A 16,583-nucleotide genomic window follows, 5' to 3' on the forward strand; every position below is an offset into this window, starting at 1 on the left:
CGAAGGCGAGCGCGACCAGCGGCTGGATGCCGTCGGCAAGGCAGGTCTTCTTGAACAGGCCGATTGCGAAGATGATGAGGCCGCACAGGATCAGATGCGCATGCGGATGCTTGGTTTCCTCCCGCTCGAATTGCGGGATCATGTCCTTGTGGTGAAGGATTGGCCCCGCGATCAGATGCGGAAAGTAGGTCACGAACAGCGCATAGTGTGGCAGCGCGTAGGCCGCGACCTGCCCGCGCCAGGCGTCAACCAGGAACGCGATCTGGGTGAACGTGTAGAAGGAGATGCCGACCGGCAGCAGGATGTGGACCGCAAAGTGCGTGCCGGCCAGCGCGTTGACGTTCTCGGTGACGAAGCCGGCATATTTGAAGATGCCAAGTACGAGAAGATCGCCGGCGACGCCGAGGGCCAGTGCCACCTTTCGTTGCGACGAAGTAAGCTTGGCCACGATGTGGAGGTGGCCTATGCCGTAGTTGAAGGCGATCGATAGCAGCAACAGGGCCACGAACTGCCAGTTGCCAATGGCATAGAAGGTGAGCGAGGCCGCCGCCAGCCAGATCACCGGGGCCAGATTGCTGCGCCGCCCGAGCCAGAAATAGCCAGCCAGCGCGGCCGGCAGGAACAGCAGGATGAACGGGTAGGAATTGAACAACATCAGGCTGGACCGGCGGCAGGACTAAAGACCCGGCCCCTAAAGCATACAAGCGGCCCGTCAACAACCCGGCGACGACGCCCGCAGCGACGCTGGCAATTCACGGAAGCGGGACGATATAAGGTGAAACACGCATCTGAATGAGGATCGAGTGACACAAGCCAAAACACCTTCCCTGCCCCCCCTCGCGCCGCGCCGGCCGCATTCCTTCACGCGACACGGGATCACCGTGACGGATGAATATGCCTGGTTGAAGGACGAGAAATGGCAGGAGGTGCTGCGCGACCCCGCGGTGCTCGATCCCGACATCCGCAAATATCTCGACGCAGAAAATGGCTACACCGAGAGCCTGCTCGGCCATACCGCGGCGCTCCAGAAAACGCTGGTGCGCGAGATGCGGGGGCGGATCAAGGAGGACGATTCCAGCGTGCCGTCGCCGGATGGTCCTTTCGCCTATTTCCGCAAATTCCGCGAGGGCGGTCAGCACGAGCTGTTCGGCCGTATGCCGCGCGACGGCGGCGAGGGCCACATCGTGCTCGACGGCGATGCGCTCGCCAAGGACCATGAATACTTCAAGTTCGGCGGCAGCCGGCACTCGAACGACCACAGGCTGCAGGCCTGGAGCGCCGACACCAAGGGCTCGGAGTATTTCTCCATCCGCGTGCGCGACTGGGCGACCGGCAAGGACCTCGACGACGTCGTCGAGGAGACCGACGGCGGCGTGGTCTGGAGCAAGGATGCGACGTCGTTCTTCTACGTGAAGCTCGACGACAACCACCGCCCGATGCAGGTGTGGCGGCATAAGCTCGGCACTGGGCAAGCCGACGACACGCTGGTCTACGAGGAGCAGGATTCCGGCTGGTTCACCCATCTGCAAGAGAGCACCAGTGGCCGCTTCTGCGTGATCGCGGGCGGCGACCACGAGACCTCCGAGCAGCGGCTGATCGACCTCGCCCACCCCGACGCACCGCCGCGCCTGGTCGCGGCACGCAAGGAAGGCGTGCAATATTCGCTGGCCGACCGTGGCGACGAACTCTTCATCCTAACCAACGCCGACCATGCCATCGACTTCAAGATCGTCACCGCGCCGCTCGCCTCACCCGAGCGCAAGAACTGGCGCGATCTGATCCCGTATCGCCCGGGCATCTACATCATCGACCTCGATCTCTATGCCGGCCACATGGTGCGGCTGGAGCGCGCCAACGCGCTGCCGTCCATCGTGATCCGCGACCTCGCCTCGAACGAGGAGCACGCGATCGCGTTCGACGAAGCGGCCTATTCGCTGGATACGATGGGCTCCTACGAATTCGAGACGACCAATTTGCGCTTCGCCTATTCGTCGATGACGACGCCGTCGGAAGTCTACGATTACGACATGGTCAAGCGCACGCGCACCCTTCGCAAGCGGCAGGAGATCCCGTCCGGCCACAATGCGAGCGACTACGTCACCACCCGCATCATGGCGAAAGCGCATGACGGCGCCGAGGTGCCGGTCTCGATCCTCCATCGCCGCGGACTCACGCTCGACGGCGCGGCGCCGCTGCTGCTCTACGGCTACGGCTCCTACGGCATGGCGATGCCGGCTTCGTTCAGCGCCAACCGCCTGTCGCTGGTCGACCGTGGCTTCGTCTATGCCATCGCCCATATCCGCGGCGGCGCCGACAAGGGCTGGGGCTGGTACCTCGACGGCAAGCGCGAGAAGAAGACCAATTCGTTCGACGATTTTGCCGCCAGCGCACGCGCGCTGATCGATGCGAAGTACACCAGTGCAAAGCGCATTGTCGGCCACGGCGGTTCGGCCGGCGGCATGCTGATGGGCGCGGTGGCGAACCGCGCCGGCGAATTGTTCGCCGGCGTCGTCGCCGAAGTGCCGTTCGTCGACGTGCTCAACACGATGCTCGACGACACGCTGCCGCTGACGCCGCCGGAATGGCCGGAATGGGGCAACCCGATCGAGAGCGAGAAGGATTTCCGCACCATCCTGTCCTATTCGCCCTACGACAATGTCGCGGCGAAAGACTATCCCGCGATCCTGGCGATGGGCGGGTTGACCGATCCGCGCGTCACCTATTGGGAGCCCGCCAAATGGATCGCGCGCCTGCGCGCGACCATGAGCGGCGGCGGCCCGGTCCTGCTCCGCACCAACATGGGCGCCGGCCACGGCGGCGCATCGGGACGCTTCAACCGGCTCGATGAAGTCGCGATCGTCTATGCGTTCGCGCTGTGGGCGGCGGGGATGGCGGAGGCGTGACTTCGTAGCCCGGATGGAGCGCAGCGAAATCCGGGATTAGTGCAGACGACATCACAGCCCCGGATTGCGCTGCGCTCCATCCGGGCTACGGCCTCGAGAGAGGCGAAGCCTCACACGGCCCCATGCGCCTCCACATACAGCGCATACACCGAGTGGCTGCTTGCCATATACAGGCGATTGTTCTTCGGCCCGCCGAAGCAGAGATTGGCGCAGCGTTCGGGCAGCTTGATGAAGGCGAGCGGCTTGCCCTCTGCGTTGAACACCATCACGCCGTCGAGATCCTCCGACTTGGCCTTGAGCTGATAAACCTTGCGGCCGGCGATGTCGGTCGGCTCGGATTGCAGCGCACCGTTGGAGCCCCAGCCGCACCAGAGATTGCCGTCGCGGTCGACGCGAAAACCGTCGAGCGAGGCCTGGTCAGCCGCGTCGATCAGCTTGGTCTTGCCGCTGAGCGAACCGTCGTCACCGACACTATAGCTCCAGATGCTGCGGTTGGGCGTACCTTTCCACTCGACCACGTAGAGCTTCTTCTCGTCAGGCGAAAAGGCGAGGCCGTTCGGATTGACGAGGTCGGTCAGCATAGCGCTGAGCTTGCCGTCCTTAGCGATGCGGTAGACGTTGGTGGTGGCTTGCTCGGCCTTTTCCTTCTTGCCCTCCCACTCGCCGTTGATGCCGAACAGCGGGTCGGTGAACCAGATGCTGTCGTCGGACTTCACCACGATGTCGTTCGGCGCGTTCAGCCGCTTGCCCTCGAACTTCTCGGCCAGCACGGTGATCTTGCCGTCCTTCTCGGTGCGGGTGATGCGGCGGGTCACCGAGTGCTCGCAGCTGACGAGGCGACCCTGGCGGTCGCGCGCGTTGCCGTTGGCGTAGTTCGCGTTGGCGCGGAACACGCTGGTCTGCCCGGTCTTCTCGTCGAACTTCATGATCCGGTTGTTGGGAATGTCCGAGAACAGCAGATAGCCGCCTTCGGGAAAATAGGCGGGGCCTTCCGCCCAGCGCATGCCGGTTGCGACCTGCTCGAGCGTCGAGGAATAGAGCCGGTACTTTCCAAAACTGGGATCGAGGATTTGAACGGCGGGATCGGGGTAGCGCTGGTTCGGCGCGAACGGAAACGACTGGGCACCGGCGGCGTGGGCGAGGAGCGCGGAGGTGGCCGCAGCGCCGGCGCCGGCCAAGAGGTTGCGTCGCGTGAAATTCATGGAGTCCTCCCTGGGTGATTTAAGGCCGGCGCTTGCTGCGGCCGGCCTGTTTCTTGATATGCTTGGTGTCGGCGCGCGGCCTTTACCTTCCGTTCGCCTTCCGCCATGCGGCGAAGTCGGTCAGCGTCTGTGGGTCCGTTGCCGGATAGAGACCGAAAATGCCGCGGCCCTTGTTGACTTCCTCGGTGACGAAGTCCTCGAACGCGGTCATCTCGAAGGTCTCGTTGGCGATCTCCTCAGCGAGATGCGCAGGGATCACGATCACGCCGTCCCTGTCGCCGAGAATGACGTCGCCGGGAAACACCGGCGCATCCCCGCAGCCGATCGGCACGTTGATCTCGATGGCGTGATGCAGCGTCAGATTGGTCGGCGCGCTTGGGCGGTGGTGGTAGGCGGGGATACCGAGCTTGGCGATCTCGGCCGAGTCGCGAAAACCGCCATCGGTGACGACCCCGGCGACGCCGCGCTTCATCAAGCGCGTGACCAGGATTGCACCGGCGGACGCGGCGCGCGCGTCCTTGCGGCTGTCCATCACCAGCACGTGGCCCGCCGGGCAATCCTCGACTGCCTTGCGCTGCGGATGGGAGCGGTCCTTGAAAACCTCGATGGTGTTGAGATCCTCGCGCGCCGGCATATAACGCAGCGTGAAGGCTTCACCGACCATGGTCGGCTGGTCGGCACTGAGCGGGTGCACATCCTGGATCATCTGGATGCGCAGGCCCCGCTTGAACAACGCGGTTGCGACGGTGGCGGTGGAGACGGATTTGAGCTTGTTGCGGGTGGCCTCGGCAAGTTTGGTCATGTCACGCTCTCTAGTAAATCGAGGGCTCGCCGATCGGCGCGCCGAAATCGGTCTCGAGGAAGTCGAAGTCGCAGCCGTCATTGGCCTGCTTGATGTGCTTGGTGAACATCCAGCCATAGCCGCGCTCGAAGCGGCGCTCGGGCTGCTTCCAGGCGGCGCGACGCTTGTCGAGCTCGGCTTCCGACACGTCGAGATTGATGGTGCGGGTGGCGACGTCGAGCGTGATGCGGTCGCCGTTCCGCACCAGCGCGAGCGGTCCGCCGACATAGGATTCGGGGGCGACGTGCAGAATGCAGGCGCCGTAGCTGGTGCCGCTCATGCGCGCATCCGAGATTCGCACCATGTCGCGCACGCCCTGCTTCACGAGTTTTGTCGGGATCGGCAGCATGCCCCATTCCGGCATGCCCGGCCCGCCCTGCGGCCCGGCGTTGCGAAGGATGAGGATGTGGTCTTCGGTGACGTCGAGATCGGGATCGTCGACCGCCTTCTTCATCGAAGGGTAGTCGTCGAACACCAGCGCCGGCCCGGTGTGCTTGAGGAAGCGCGGCGCGCAGGCCGACGGCTTGATGACGCAGCCGTCGGGTGCGAGATTGCCCTTGAGCACCGCGAGGGCGCCTTCCTTGTAGATGGGATTGTCGATCGAGCGGATCACATCGTCATTGTGGACCTCGGCATGCGCGATATTCTCGCCCAGCGTCAGGCCGGTGACGGTGATGCAGTCGAGATGCAGATGCGGCTTGATCTGCCCCATCAGCGCCGGCAGGCCGCCGGCATAGAAGAAGTCCTCCATCAGATAGGCATCGCCGCTCGGCCGCACATTGGCGATGACGGGCACCTTGCGGCTCGCAATCTCGAAATCGTCGAGGCCGATGTCGAGACCGGCGCGGCGGGCCTGCGCGATCAGATGGATGATGGCGTTGGTCGAACAGCCCATCGCCATCGCCACTGCAATCGCGTTCTCGAACGCCTTGCGGGTCTGGATTGTCTTCGGCGTCAGATCTTCCCAGACCATCTCGACGATACGGCGCCCGCATTCCGAGGCCATGCGGATATGGTTGGCATCAGCGGCGGGAATCGAGGACGCGCCCGGCAGCGTCATGCCGATCGCCTCTGCAATCGCGGTCATGGTGGAAGCCGTGCCCATGGTCATGCAGGTGCCGTAGCTGCGCGCAATGCCGGCCTCGATGTCGAGCCAGTCCTTGTCGGAGATTTTTCCGGCGCGCCGCTCGTCCCAGTATTTCCAGCCGTCCGAGCCCGAGCCGAGCGTCTTGCCCTTCCAATTGCCGCGCAGCATCGGACCTGCCGGCAGATAGATCGCCGGGATGTTCATCGAGGTCGCACCCAGCAGCAGCGCCGGCGTGGTCTTGTCGCAGCCGCCCATCAGCACCACGCCGTCGACGGGATGGCTGCGCAACAGCTCCTCGGCGTCCATCGCCAGCAGATTGCGATAGAGCATGGTGGTCGGCTTGAGCAGCGATTCCGACAGCGACAGTGCCGGCAGCTCCAGCGGCAGGCCGCCGGCCATCAGGATGCCGCGCTTGACGTCGTCAACGCGCGACTTGAAGTGCATGTGGCAGGGCTGCGCGTCCGACCAGGTGTTGAGGATCGCGATGATCGGGCGGTCCTTCCACTCCTCCGGCGCGTAGCCCATCTGCATGGTGCGGGAGCGATGGCCGAACGAGCGGAGATCGTCGGGTGCGAACCAGCGCGCGCTGCGGAGCTGGTCGGGCGTTAGTTTCTTCTTGGTCATGATTGGGTGCCCCATTTCTGCACGGTGTTCCGCTCGATGGCGCGGAAGATCAGGTTTTCGACAAAAAGCCCGATGATGATCACCGTCAAGAGGCCGGCGAAGACCGCAGGTATGTCGAGCAGGTTGCGGTTTTCGAAGATGAACCAGCCGAGCCCGCCCTGCCCCGACGACACGCCGAACACCAGCTCGGCCGCGATCAGCGTGCGCCAGGCAAAGGCCCAGCCGATCTTGAGGCCGGTCAGGATCGAGCCGAACGCGGCGGGGATGAGGATTTTCGCCACGTACGGCAATCCCCGAAGGCCGTAATTGCGGCCGACCATGCGCAGCGTGTTGGACACGCTCTTGAAGCCCGAATGGGTGTTGAGCGCGACCGGCCACAGCACCGAATGGATCAGCACAAACACCAGACTGCCGTTGCCGAGACCGAACCAGATCAAAGCGAGCGGCAACAGCGCGATCGCCGGCAGCGGATTGAACATCGCCGTGACCGTCTCAAGGAAATCGGTGCCGATGCGGGTGGAGATCGCGAGCACGGTGAAGATCGCGGCGAGCGCGATGCCGGCTGAATAGCCCATGAACAGCACTTTTAGCGAAGCCCAGGCCCGCATGGGAATCGTGCCGTCCTTGACGCGATCGTAGAGCGTGAGGATCGTGTCGTGCAGCGTCGGAAACAGCAGGGGATTGTCGAGGGCGAGGCCGTAGGCCTCCCAGACCGCCGCGAGGAACAGGATGATGACGGTCTTGCGGACAAAGCCGTCGTTCCACAACAGCTCGGGCACGCTCAGCTTGCGCTCGACCTCGGCTGCGCTGCCGACGACCGGCGCGTCACGCAGCATTATTCTCGCTTCGCCCATGAGAGGCTCCCTCAATGCGCCGTTGCTTCGGAGGCGAACAGGAGATCGTGAATCTCCTTCTCCAGCCGGCCGGCACTGCCATCGTCATTGGAGACCTTGTCGACGTCGACCACCTCGGCCTTGACGCGGCCGGGATGCGGCGACAACAGCAGGATGCGGTTGCCGATGCGGATCGCTTCCGCGATCGAGTGGGTCACGAACAGCACGGTGAATTTGGTCTCGCTCCAGAGCTGGAGCAGCTCGTCCTGGCAGGTTCGCCGCGTCAGCGCGTCGAGCGCGGCGAACGGCTCGTCCATCAGTAGGATGTCGGGCTCCATTGCCATGCCGCGCGCGATCGCGACGCGCTGCTTCATGCCGCCGGAGAGCGTGTGCGGATAAGCGTCGACCACGCGGGTGAGGCCCACTTTCTCGATATAGGCCCGCGCCCGCGCATCGGCATCCTTGCGCGACAATTTTCGCGCGGTCAGCAGCGGAAACATCACGTTGGCCAGCACGCTTTTCCAAGGCAGCAGCTGGTCGAACTCTTGGAAGATCATCATGCGATCGGCGCCGGGACCGCGAATCTCGCGGTCGTTGATGGTCATGCGGCCTTCGCTCGGCGCCATGTAGCCGCCGACGGCCTTGAGCAGGGTCGACTTGCCGCAGCCGGACGGCCCGAGCAGCACGAAGCGGTCGGACCTGTCGACTGTGAAGCTGACCCGTTCGGTCGCCGTGACGACGGCGCTGGAGGTCTTGTAGCGCAGCGTCACGGAGCTGACGTCGAGCAGCGCCATCAGTTGCCCTTCAGATCGTGGGCGACGGGCAGATAATAATCAGTCCAGGCCTTGGGCTGAGTCTTCAGCGTGCCGGTCTTGAACAGATGGGCGGCGAATTTCATCGTGCCCTGCGGTTCGAGATTCCACTCCATCATGCCGGGCTCCTGGAGGAGATCGAGCAGCTCTTCCACCGAGGTCTTGTCGCCGGTGATCTCCTTGTAGATCTCGACCGCCTGTCTGGTGTCGCTGCGGATCAGATCCTGAGCTTCCTTGGTCGCATCGCGCACGGCCTGGATGATTTTCGGGTTGGCATCAGCGAACTTCGTGGTGGTGAAGAACTGCGCCTGGCTGAGCGGGCCGCCCATCACGTCAGGCGACGACAGCACGACATGCGCGCCCGGCACGTTCTTCAGCTCGAGGAAGGTGAACGGCGGAATCGAAAAATGGGTGTGCACCTCGTGCTTGGCGTTGGACAGCGCCGCATAGGCGTCGGGATGACCGAGCTGCACCGTGTTGACGTCCAGCTTCGACCATTGGTCGGGACCAAAGGCTTCGGCGGCGGCGATCTGGAGCACGATGGCCTGGGTCGAGACTTTTACGGTCGGCACGGCGATCTTGTCGTTGGGGCCGAAATCCTTGATCGACTTGATGTTGGCGTCGCGGCTGATCAGCGTCATCGGCTGCGCCGAGGTCGCGACGATGCCCTTGACGCCGCCGCGGGTGCGGTCCCACAGCAGCAGCAGATTGCCGGTGCCGGTGTTGAGGATGTCGACCCCGCCCGCGAGCAGCGCATCGGTCTGCGCACCGCCGCCGGAGAAGGTGACCCATTTGGTGGTGACGCCGACCACCCCGAGCTGAGCGGCGTGCTTCTCGATCAGCTTCTGCTTTTCCATGATGTGGCTCGGCATGTAGAAAATGCCGGGCTGGCGAGACAGCGAGATCTCGGACTTCTGCTGCGCCTTTGCTGGCGAAGCCGTCAGCGCCGCTGCGGCGATCAGGGCGACGGCCGTGAGGCCACACTGAAATTGCTTGATCATTGTTGTTCGTTTCCTCCGGCCGCCATTGACGAGCGATCTTGCTAATGCACTAATGCATTAGTGTATCAAAGGCAAGCTGGCCGGAGCGCTTCGCATGGAACCAGCCGAACCCGCGCCCCGCGTAGCCCCCCGCCCCGGCGCGCGGCTCGACCGGGCCCGGCAGGCCGCACCGCAAGTATTCGAGCGGCTGCGCAATGCCATTCTCGCGCTCGAATTGCCGCCGGGCTCGCCGCTGTCGCGCACGGATCTCGCCGCACAATTCGGCGTCAGCTCGACGCCGATCCGCGACGCCTTGATGCGGCTCGAGGAAGAAGGGCTGGTCGACGTGTTTCCGCAGCACGCCACCGTCGTCAGCCGCGTCGACGTCGGTCGGGCCGAGCAGGCCCATTTCCTGCGCCAGGCGCTGGAGCTCGAAATCGTCCGGCTGCTCGCGCAGCAGCACGGCGAAGCCCTGGTCATACGCCTCGACCACACGATCGCGCTCCAGCAGCAATTCGCCAAGGCCGGAGACTTCGAGAGCTTCATCGCTGGCGACAATGATTTTCACGCGCAGCTTTATGCCGCGGCCGGCAAGCAGGAACTCTGGACGCTGGTGCGCAGCCGTAGCGGACATATCGACCGGCTGCGCCGGATGCATCTGCCCTCACCCGGCAAGGCCCAGAACATCGTCCGCCACCACAAGCTGATCACGCGCGCGATCGAGGCCGGCGACGCCGATGCTGCGCAACAGCATCTGCGCAAGCACCTGTCGGGCACGTTGAGCGAGCTCGACACGATCCGAAGCCACTATCCGGAATATTTGACCGACTAGGCATATGGCGCGCGGTTGTCGCGAGCGCTTGTGCACGTCACCGTGCATAAATTGACGCAACCGAGTTCGCCTTTTGCGAGCAATCTTGGGATCGATGGCGAAGTGCTTGCAGGCCAGATGCAATCCGCGCAACAATTTCAGAGTTGATGGTTTGATTTGCGGTCGCTGGGACACCCCATCCGGCCCGGGAGGATACCAGACGTGGCCAACATCCTGATCGTGGATGACGATCCGGCCGTGCAGATGACGATTCGGCTGCTCCTGGAGAGGGCCGGTCATCAAATCACCGTCGCCGGAGACGGCCGCAAGGGACTTGCGCTGTTCGAGGCCGGCCAGTTCGACCTTCTCTTTCTCGACATCTTCATGCCCGGCATGGACGGCCTGGAGACCATGCGCCACATCCGGGCGCTGCAGCCGGCGATTCCGATCGTCGTCATTTCCGGCCGTTCGTTCACGCCGGACGCCCATGCGGAGCCGGACTTCCTCAAGATGGCGACCAAGCTCGGCGCGGTGGCGAGCTTGCAGAAGCCGTTCCGGGCCGACGCGCTGCTCGCCGCGGTCGCTGGCTGCCTGGACGCGGCGCGGACGGCATCGGTGAGGAATCCGGATGTCAGCACCGGCCGCCGATGACAAGAACCTTCATTCTGTTCCAACCGAGCGCGGGCACGGCCATTCAGGAAGCGGTGCAGATTTCCCCATGACACTCGCTACGCGGCTCGCCATCGCGATGATCCTGCTGGTGGCGGTCACCGTGGCCGCAGTCGGCTGGCTCGGCTATCGCAATATCACCCAGGCCGTCATTCCGCGGGTCCTGGAACGGATTGAAGCCCAGTCGAGCCTGCTGGCCACCCATCTTGAATCCTACGTTGCCGGCGCGCGCGGCGATCTGCTCGGTTATCGCTCCGCCGCGGCCATCAACGGCCTGATCCGTGCCCACATCGGTGGAGGCCTCGACGATGTCGACGGCGTTTCCGAGCAAACCTGGCGCGAGCGCATCGCAGCCCGGCTCGCAGCCGAGATCGACGCGAAACCGAGCTACGGGCAATTTCGAATCATCGGCCTTGACGACGACCAGCGCGAGTTGGTCCGCGTCGATCGCGCCGGCCCGAACGGAACAGCACGGATCGTCCCCGACGGCGAACTGGAACGCAAGAGCGACCGAACCTACTTCCAGGAGACGATTCGATTGGCGCCGGGCGACATCTATGTTTCGCCCGTCGATCTCGCCACGCGGCAGGGAGGAACCACGGACCCTCACATTCCGACGTTGCGCGTCGCGACTCCGCTGTTCACGCCTGATAGCAAGCCGTTCGGCATCGTCATCGCCAATATCGACATGCGTCCTGCGCTCGACCGCGTCCGCTCGACCACGAGCGCAGGAGGAGAAATCTATGTCGTGAATTCGCGTGGCGACTATCTTGTCCACCCTGATCGTGCGCGGGAATTCGGTGCATTGCTTGGCAACGCCAACGATTGGCGCCGGGACTTTCCTTTCTTTGCAGCCCGGGCCGGCCTGCCGCAAGGATCCACGCAGCTTACGAGCGACCAAGCGGGCCGGCCGAGTGGAGCGGCGCTCGCACCGGCACTGCTGGCCGGCAAGGAGTGGTTGGCAGTCATCGAGACGGCCCCACCATCCGTGTTCAGTAGCGTTCCGGCGGCCATTCAAAAAGCCTCCTCACTGGTCGGCCTGCTTGCTGTCCTTGCCGCAGCTTTGCTTGCGGTACTGCTGGCGCGCTCATTGACGCGGCCGATCGGGCGTCTGACCGCGGCGGTGGAAGCGATCGGCAGCGGACGGCGCGCCGAGATTCCCGTCGATGCGAGCGGAGAGACAGGCGTGCTGGCGCGGGCATTCGCGCAAATGGTCGAAGAAACGAGAGCGAAGACGACCGCGCTTGAACGCGAGATCGAGGAGCATCGCCGCACCGAGGCCGCGCGAAGCCATCATGAAGCGCGCGAGCGCTTGTTCAGCGCCGCCGTCGAATCCTCCGACGAAGCGATCGTGATGCAATCGCTCGACGCCATCATCACCGGCTGGAATGCCGCCGCCGAGCGCCTCTACGGCTATTCGGCGAATGAGGCGATCGGGAAATCCACCTCGATCATCGTCCCACCCGACCGACGCGAGCAAGGCAAGGACTATTTGCGGCGGATCGCCGGAGGTGAACCGATGGAACGGTTCGAGACGGTGCGCCTGCGCAAGGATGGCACGCCGGTCGAAATCTCACTCAGCCTGTCGCCGATCAGGGGCCCATCGGGCGAGATCGTGGGCGCCTCCGGCACCGCGCGCAGCCTGACCGAGGCGCGACGGGCCGAGCGGGCGCTGCAGCAGCAGCTCGAGGAACGGCGACAGATCTTCGAGACCTCCCAGGATCTGATCATGGTGATGGACGCGCGCGGCCACATCGCGCAGATCAGTCCGAGCAGCGAGGCCATTCTCGGCTACCGGCCGGAGGAGATGATCGGCCGCAGCGGCGCCGATTTCATTCATTCCGGCCATCTCGACCAGTCGCGCGACGAGATGCGCGCGCTCAGGCGCGGCGAGCGGCTGAAGCTCGCGGACACCCGCTGCTTCCACAAGGACGGTCGTGAGGTCTGGCTGTCCTGGCTCGGCAGCTGGTCCGACCACGCCCAGCGCTACTTCTTTGTCGGGCGCGACATGACAGAAGCGAGGCTTGCACAGGAGTCCTTGCGGGAGAGCGAACAGCTTGCGCGCAACATCGTCGAGACCTCGCTCGATGCTTTCACCCAGACGGACCACACCGGGGCCATCCTGAGTTGGAACTCGCAGGCCGAGAAGCTCTTCGGATGGACCCGTGAGGAGGCGATCGGCAAGAATGCGATTGAGCTTTTCGTCGCCCCCAGTGAGCGCGAAAGCGTCAGGGCCAGACTGAAGCTCTTTCTCGAATCCGAGCAACAATCGCTGGCTAATCCACGGCGCGAACTTTTGGTGCGGCGACGCGACGGTAAGGAGTTCAGGGCCGAGCTCAGCGTCACGGCGCTCCAGCGACGCGAAGGCGTTCTCTTCAATTCGTTCTACCGCGACCTGACCGACAAGATCGCGGCCGACGAGCGCATCCGCCAGGCCGAGAAAATGGAGGCGGTCGGCCAGCTCACCGGCGGCGTGGCGCACGACTTCAACAACATTCTCACCGTCATCACCGGAACGATCGAGATCCTGGCCGACGCGGTGGCCAACGAGCCGGAGCTCGCGGCGATCACGAAGATGATCGACGAGGCCGCCGGGCGTGGCGCCGAGCTGACGCAGCACCTGCTGGCGTTTGCGCGCAAGCAGCCGCTCCAGCCGCGCGAGATCGACGTCAACGCGCTGATCATCGACACGGCGAAATTATTGCGGCCGACGCTGGGCGAGCAGATCCATATCGAATCGGTGTTCGAGGACGAGAACTGCGTCGCGATCGTCGATCCCAGCCAGCTCACCACCGCGATCCTCAACCTCGCGCTCAATGCCCGCGATGCCATGCCGGGCGGCGGCAAGCTGATCGTGGAGACGGGCGCGGCCTATCTCGACGAGGTCTATGCCAGCGTCAACGACGTCCCGCCGGGACACTACGTGCTGATCGCCGTGAGCGACACCGGCAGCGGAATTCCCGCCAACATGCTGGCCAGGGTGTTCGACCCCTTCTTCACCTCGAAGGGACCGGGCAAGGGCACCGGACTCGGGCTTTCGATGGTCTACGGCTTCATCAAGCAGTCGGCGGGCCATATCAAGATCTACAGCGAGGAAGGCCACGGCACCACGATCAAGATGTACCTGCCGCCCGGCAAGACGCCGACGGCGGTCGGCGAGGGCGTGACGCCGGCGACCATCGAGGGCGGACACGAGACGATCCTTGTGGTCGAGGACGACCGGCTGGTGCGCGACTACGTGCTGGCACAGCTGCATTCGCTCGGCTACGTCACCTTGCAGGCTGCGAACGCCGCGGAGGCGCTCGCAATCGTCGCCGCCGGAAAACCGTTCGACCTCCTGTTCACCGACGTCATCATGCCCGGCAAGATGAACGGAAGGCAGCTCGCCGACGAACTGCAGAGAACGCGTCCCGATCTCCGGGTGCTCTACACGTCCGGCTATACCGAGAACGCGATCATCCATCACGGCCGGCTGGATTCGGGCGTTCTGCTGCTAGCGAAGCCCTATCGCAAATCGGATCTGGCGCGGGCCATCCGCAAGGCGTTGAACAGTTGATGGCGCGTCGGGTGAGAGCCCGCAGCCCGGGTGAGCGAAGCGATACCCGGGAACACCACGAGCCAGGTCCCGGAAGTCGCTTCGCTCATCCGGGCTACGAAATGTCGCCCACGGAATTTACGACGCGCGCTGCGCCGCGGTCATCACGATCCGGATCAGATCGGCGGCATTGCGCGCACCGAGCTTCTTCATGATGTTGGCGCGATGGTCCTCGATGGTGCGCGGGCTGATGCCGAGCGTGCGGCCGGCCTCCTTGTTGGAAGCGCCGGCGGCGAACTGCTCAAGCACCTCGCGCTCCCTGCGCGTCAACGGCTCGCGCCCGGGGAAATGCAGCGAGCCGAACTTCGGCGCTGCGTTCTCCGACTGCCTGCGGGCATAGGCGTCGATCGCCTCGTCGAGCCGGCCGACGATCTCGCTGCCGCGGAACGGCTTCTCGATGAAGTCGAGCGCGCCGCTCTTGATGGCCCCGACCGCCATCGCGATATCGCCCTGTCCGGAGATCATGAAGATCGGTGCCGGATAGTCCTCGCCGTGCAGCTCATTGAGAATATCGAGCCCGGACTTGCCGGGAATGTGCACGTCGAGCAGGACCGCTGCAGGTGTGCGGCTTCGCGCGACGGAGAGCAATGCTGCGCCGTCCGCAAAACAGATCACCTCATAGCCCGCCGCCTTCAACACCATCGACAAGGTGTCGCGAACGGCAGCGTCGTCGTCGACCACGAAGATTTCACCGCGAGAGCTTTGTTCGGCCATGTGCCACACATCCGGTTGGCATGAAGGACTCGCGTCCGCCCCAACCGTTATGGCGTTCGGCGCGGATTCGGCCCACCGTATTTGTACGGGACATGAACTTGACGCACAAGTAGCGGCGAGGCGCCTAATTGCAGAGGACGGAGAATATCCATGCTAATTTTGGCCGCTACCGCCTTTCGTGGCAATGCCCGAAGTCGAGAGCCGTGAGCTGATTGCGGCCGACCTTCGCGTGCTGATCTCGCAGATCGAGAGCAGCATGCGCCGGACCGCCACAGCCATGGCTCAAGAACACGGGAGCGATCCGGAAAGTTCCGCCGACGTCTTCGTGCTCGACGATGTCACACCCCGGTATGCCAGGGCGATCGCCGCGCTCGACGCCTGCCGGGCGGGCCTTGGCCACGCCCTGGAATGCCTGTCGGAGGCCAGCGGTACGCTGTAGATCGCGATCGCTGCGACGCGGCGACCGCATTCTTTCATCGCATGGCCGGCCGCGGATCAGGCGCGGTGCCGCTCCACGATCGCGTCGGTGGCGACACCGCCCCAGGTGTGGATCGCCGGCAGGCCCATCGCGGTCTTGCCGAGATTGGCGAGGCTGATGCGCAACGCGGCCAGATCCAGCGGCTTGGGCAGGCTCTGGAGCTCGATCCCGACGGAACGGGCGAAGCTGCGGGCGGCGCTGCGGCGCTTGCCGTCCATGCCGCTGACGACGATCACGGCGCCGCCAAATTTCGCCTTGGCCATCTCGCCCAGCACGTCCATGCCGTCGCCATCCTCTAGCACGAGATCGAGTGTCACGCAGTCGAAGCGCGCGGTGCGGAGTTTCTCGATCGCTTCGGCCACGGACGGCGCCACGGTGACCTCGTGGCCGGCCTGCTTGGCCGCGATCGTGATCAGGCTGCGCTGTGTGCCGTCGTCATCGACCACCAGAAGCTGAAGCGCGCGCCGCTCGGCGGCGTCGGGCAGGTTTGACGGGAGAGAGGAGAAAGAGCTTCTGGGCATTGCCGTATCCTGAGATTGAGACCGGCAATGGATACACCGTTCGCGCTTAGGCGACGTAAAGCCGCGACGGCAAATTCAGTCGGATGTTTCAGCAAATGCGAACCAACGTCGCGGAAAACGGCGACGCGACGCACGTGAAGATCACGCCGCCTCGTCACGGCCACCGACGGCCCGCTTCTTCCGGTTCTTGCCCCGCAGGAATTGAATGTCCATTTCGACGCCGTTGACGCGCACCAATTCGCAGCGGCGGTAGGCAAGGCCGGTGGACGACAGCAGCAGGAAGAACTCTTTGAGGTTCAGGCCCTGAATCGAGCCTTCCACCGTCAGGATGGCGTCGGTGTCGGAGATCGCGTTGAGCTTGCAGTCGCGGCGCCAAGTGCCGTCGATGGCCATGATGCAGACATCATAGCCGCGACTGAACGTCACGCGTTCCGCGCCTTTGCCATCCTCGGCCATGCCTATCGTCCCGCCATGACCGCTAGGCGCGGCGCTGCGCCGGCAAGAACCGGCTTT

At 64.3% G+C, this 16,583-nt stretch carries 14 protein-coding genes and 1 pseudogene; 5 read left to right on the top strand and 10 right to left on the bottom strand.

Going from position 1 to position 16,583, the window contains the following annotated elements; translation table 11 throughout:
* Positions 1 to 655 (bottom strand): annotated as a pseudogene (locus IVB32_RS22475) (MBOAT family O-acyltransferase); the annotation flags it as partial.
* 148 nt (positions 656 to 803) lie between these two features.
* Here IVB32_RS22475 and IVB32_RS22480 point away from each other — a divergent pair.
* Positions 804 to 2,903 (top strand): S9 family peptidase, encoded by a 2,100-nt coding sequence (locus IVB32_RS22480; protein WP_026233212.1) that lies wholly within the window; start codon positions 804 to 806, stop codon positions 2,901 to 2,903.
* Positions 2,904 to 3,013: 110 nt separating this feature from the next.
* Here the strand turns inward: IVB32_RS22480 and IVB32_RS22485 are convergent, their stop codons facing one another.
* From IVB32_RS22485 to IVB32_RS22510, 6 genes are all read right to left on the bottom strand, one after another.
* The gene (locus IVB32_RS22485; protein WP_018456624.1) at positions 3,014 to 4,105 is read right to left on the bottom strand and encodes an SMP-30/gluconolactonase/LRE family protein; all 1,092 of its coding nucleotides are present in this window, start codon (positions 4,103 to 4,105) and stop codon (positions 3,014 to 3,016) included.
* 82 nt (positions 4,106 to 4,187) lie between these two features.
* Entirely contained in the window at positions 4,188 to 4,907 is a 720-nt protein-coding gene (locus IVB32_RS22490) for a ribonuclease activity regulator RraA (protein WP_018456625.1), read from the bottom strand.
* A 10-nt stretch (positions 4,908 to 4,917) separates the two neighbouring features.
* Positions 4,918 to 6,657 (bottom strand): L-arabinonate dehydratase, encoded by a 1,740-nt coding sequence (gene araD / locus IVB32_RS22495; protein WP_018456626.1) that lies wholly within the window; start codon positions 6,655 to 6,657, stop codon positions 4,918 to 4,920.
* Positions 6,654 to 7,511 carry an ABC transporter permease gene (locus IVB32_RS22500; RefSeq protein WP_085348860.1) on the bottom strand — a complete coding sequence of 286 codons (858 nt, stop codon included), beginning with the start codon at positions 7,509 to 7,511 and terminating at the stop codon, positions 6,654 to 6,656. The genes araD and IVB32_RS22500 overlap by 4 nt, the downstream gene beginning before the upstream one ends.
* A gap of 11 nt (positions 7,512 to 7,522) precedes the next feature.
* Positions 7,523 to 8,284, bottom strand: a complete 762-nt coding sequence (locus tag IVB32_RS22505) for an ABC transporter ATP-binding protein (RefSeq protein ID WP_018456628.1) — start codon at positions 8,282 to 8,284, stop codon at positions 7,523 to 7,525.
* A complete protein-coding gene (locus IVB32_RS22510) occupies positions 8,284 to 9,303 on the bottom strand; it encodes an ABC transporter substrate-binding protein (RefSeq protein ID WP_247392735.1) in 1,020 nt (339 codons plus the stop codon). The genes IVB32_RS22505 and IVB32_RS22510 overlap by 1 nt, the downstream gene beginning before the upstream one ends.
* Positions 9,304 to 9,397: 94 nt before the next feature.
* On the opposite strand from IVB32_RS22510, the gene IVB32_RS22515 reads away from it, so the two are divergent.
* The 3 genes from IVB32_RS22515 (at position 9,398) to IVB32_RS22525 (ending at position 14,318) form a co-directional block, all read left to right on the top strand.
* Complete coding sequence (locus IVB32_RS22515; RefSeq protein ID WP_018456630.1) at positions 9,398 to 10,114, top strand: GntR family transcriptional regulator; 717 nt, start codon at positions 9,398 to 9,400, stop codon at positions 10,112 to 10,114.
* Between the two features lie 201 nt (positions 10,115 to 10,315).
* Positions 10,316 to 10,744 (top strand): response regulator, encoded by a 429-nt coding sequence (locus IVB32_RS22520; RefSeq protein ID WP_018456631.1) that lies wholly within the window; start codon positions 10,316 to 10,318, stop codon positions 10,742 to 10,744.
* Entirely contained in the window at positions 10,722 to 14,318 is a 3,597-nt protein-coding gene (locus IVB32_RS22525; protein WP_026233214.1) for a PAS domain S-box protein, read from the top strand. The genes IVB32_RS22520 and IVB32_RS22525 overlap by 23 nt, the downstream gene beginning before the upstream one ends.
* A 117-nt stretch (positions 14,319 to 14,435) precedes the next feature.
* Here IVB32_RS22525 and IVB32_RS22530 read toward each other — a convergent pair whose 3' ends face one another.
* Positions 14,436 to 15,071: a response regulator gene (locus IVB32_RS22530; RefSeq protein ID WP_018456633.1), complete on the bottom strand. Its 636-nt coding sequence runs from the start codon at positions 15,069 to 15,071 to the stop codon at positions 14,436 to 14,438.
* 184 nt (positions 15,072 to 15,255) lie between these two features.
* On the opposite strand from IVB32_RS22530, the gene IVB32_RS22535 reads away from it, so the two are divergent.
* A complete protein-coding gene (locus IVB32_RS22535; protein WP_018456634.1) occupies positions 15,256 to 15,510 on the top strand; it encodes a hypothetical protein in 255 nt (84 codons plus the stop codon).
* A 56-nt stretch (positions 15,511 to 15,566) separates the two neighbouring features.
* Here IVB32_RS22535 and IVB32_RS22540 read toward each other — a convergent pair whose 3' ends face one another.
* Together IVB32_RS22540 and IVB32_RS22545 are read right to left on the bottom strand one after the other, a co-directional pair.
* Positions 15,567 to 16,070, bottom strand: coding sequence for a response regulator (locus IVB32_RS22540; protein ID WP_018456635.1), 504 nt, complete (start codon positions 16,068 to 16,070; stop codon positions 15,567 to 15,569).
* 141 nt (positions 16,071 to 16,211) lie between these two features.
* Complete coding sequence (locus tag IVB32_RS22545; RefSeq protein WP_018456636.1) at positions 16,212 to 16,526, bottom strand: hypothetical protein; 315 nt, start codon at positions 16,524 to 16,526, stop codon at positions 16,212 to 16,214.
* Positions 16,527 to 16,583 lie beyond the last annotated feature (57 nt).

It is taken from the genome of Bradyrhizobium sp. 23, from assembly GCF_023073295.1.
Taxonomy (GTDB): Bacteria; Pseudomonadota; Alphaproteobacteria; order Rhizobiales; family Xanthobacteraceae; genus Bradyrhizobium; species Bradyrhizobium canariense_D.

Excerpts from the sequence above, each read along its gene's own strand:
- IVB32_RS22485 (WP_018456624.1), bottom strand. The coding sequence starts at position 4,105 with ATGAATTTCACGCGACGCAACCTCTTGGCCGGCGCCGGCGCTGCGGCC.
- IVB32_RS22490 (WP_018456625.1), bottom strand. The coding sequence starts at position 4,907 with ATGACCAAACTTGCCGAGGCCACCCGCAACAAGCTCAAATCCGTCTCC.
- araD (WP_018456626.1), bottom strand. The coding sequence starts at position 6,657 with ATGACCAAGAAGAAACTAACGCCCGACCAGCTCCGCAGCGCGCGCTGG.
- IVB32_RS22500 (WP_085348860.1), bottom strand. The coding sequence starts at position 7,511 with ATGGGCGAAGCGAGAATAATGCTGCGTGACGCGCCGGTCGTCGGCAGC.
- IVB32_RS22505 (WP_018456628.1), bottom strand. The coding sequence starts at position 8,284 with ATGGCGCTGCTCGACGTCAGCTCCGTGACGCTGCGCTACAAGACCTCC.
- IVB32_RS22510 (WP_247392735.1), bottom strand. The coding sequence starts at position 9,303 with ATGATCAAGCAATTTCAGTGTGGCCTCACGGCCGTCGCCCTGATCGCC.
- IVB32_RS22515 (WP_018456630.1), top strand. The coding sequence starts at position 9,398 with ATGGAACCAGCCGAACCCGCGCCCCGCGTAGCCCCCCGCCCCGGCGCG.
- IVB32_RS22525 (WP_026233214.1), top strand. The coding sequence starts at position 10,722 with ATGTCAGCACCGGCCGCCGATGACAAGAACCTTCATTCTGTTCCAACC.
- IVB32_RS22530 (WP_018456633.1), bottom strand. The coding sequence starts at position 15,071 with ATGGCCGAACAAAGCTCTCGCGGTGAAATCTTCGTGGTCGACGACGAC.
- IVB32_RS22535 (WP_018456634.1), top strand. The coding sequence starts at position 15,256 with ATGCCCGAAGTCGAGAGCCGTGAGCTGATTGCGGCCGACCTTCGCGTG.
- IVB32_RS22540 (WP_018456635.1), bottom strand. The coding sequence starts at position 16,070 with ATGCCCAGAAGCTCTTTCTCCTCTCTCCCGTCAAACCTGCCCGACGCC.
- IVB32_RS22545 (WP_018456636.1), bottom strand. The coding sequence starts at position 16,526 with ATGGCCGAGGATGGCAAAGGCGCGGAACGCGTGACGTTCAGTCGCGGC.